Below are 1,352 nucleotides of genomic sequence, written 5' to 3'. Positions count from 1 at the left end.
GCTCATCATCCAATAACTTTGAAAGTCTGATTTCCAGAGCTTGTTTAAGTTCTGAATCAAGATAACTTTCTGTTTCACATAAACATAACTTTAATTCCATTTCCTTTTGACTATCAATTAGTAATTTCAAATTTTCTGCATTCAATGGAATTATTCTTAATCTATCTGTTTTTAATTCAATCATTATTACACTCCTATCATAAATTGCAGGCTATAGACAAAAACAAATTTAAAAATAGGTATATGTTATTGGCAGCGACTCCTATTATATTTATTCCGAAATAAAGGAACTTAAAACCTTTCTATCCAGTATTAAGGCTAATCAAGATTATCATTCCAGTAATCACCTGTAAACTCTTTTAAAAATTGGGGACTTTTTTGATGGTAGTTTATCGCTAGCCTGACCCGTTAGCTCTAAAAAAGGAGAATTTTCACTTGAATTTGAATGTATGATTATGTTAAGAATCATACATTCAAATAACGCCAATTGGCGGCCGTCTCATGACACTAATGCTCTCGATAGTTCCATAAGAAAAAGGTCGCCTCAGCAACCCTTGTTAAACTATCGCACCATTTAGGTTCCTTTTCCTTGGTATTCTGGGTTTATATAAATTGCTCCAAGTTCTGCCTCCCCGCCTTCTTTTACAGGAGAGAAGTTAGCGAAGTTTTAGTAATTATTTTTTAACCGTTACAATCCTGATATAGAAATTCCTACAACGAGAATAATGAAACCAATTGGAAGAATAATTAAAATCGTTGCTGACGCTCTTCTCCAAAACCCACTATGACTGTACCATGAAGCAAAGGCAGCAGCGATATAGCCAGTCAAAAAAAACACATACAAAAACCAGTGAGGTAATGGTAATTTATCAATTCCAGGTATATAGAAAATGCAGTAGGTTCCTATTAGTATTAGAATAGATATAATGCCTAGATACTTTCTCAATTCAACTCCCCCTTTATTGGTCACTTTACCATAAATGACCAATCGAAGGGTCAATAAAATTATTTAACTAAGCATTATTAAGGAGGAATAGAGAAGCGTTTGTATGCCAGTAAAAGTGAAAATCAGCTATAAAAAGAATAGCGTCAAATCACGTTTCATTTCTTAATGAACTAACCTGTCCCGATAGTTGAACAAGGGTATTTTTTCATTTGAATTTAAATGTTTGATTAACTTAAAGATTATACCTTCAAAAGGCTGCCGATCGGTGGTCTTCTTATGGCTTCGATAAGAAATTTTTGATTGATACAAATAACACTTACTAATTTTACCATGAAACAATAGAATTTTTTTATCTGATTTTGAATGTATGATTATGCTAAGAATCATACGTTCAAAAGGCCGCCAA

The 1,352-nt window shown here is 32.8% G+C and carries 1 protein-coding gene and 1 pseudogene; both read right to left on the bottom strand.

Annotated elements, in window-relative coordinates:
- A pseudogene (locus WYK_RS06280) lies at positions 1-184 on the bottom strand (GNAT family N-acetyltransferase); the annotation flags it as partial.
- 504 nt (positions 185-688) lie between these two features.
- Positions 689-946 (bottom strand): hypothetical protein, encoded by a 258-nt coding sequence (locus WYK_RS06275; RefSeq protein ID WP_040373705.1) that lies wholly within the window; start codon positions 944-946, stop codon positions 689-691.
- Positions 947-1,352: the final 406 nt, after the last annotated feature.

The sequence above is a fragment of the Peribacillus psychrosaccharolyticus ATCC 23296 genome, from assembly GCF_000305495.1.
GTDB lineage: Bacteria > Bacillota > Bacilli > Bacillales > DSM-1321 > Peribacillus > Peribacillus psychrosaccharolyticus.
Note: the sequence above shows the minus strand (reverse complement) of the source record. Positions and strands in the feature narration are given on the sequence as shown.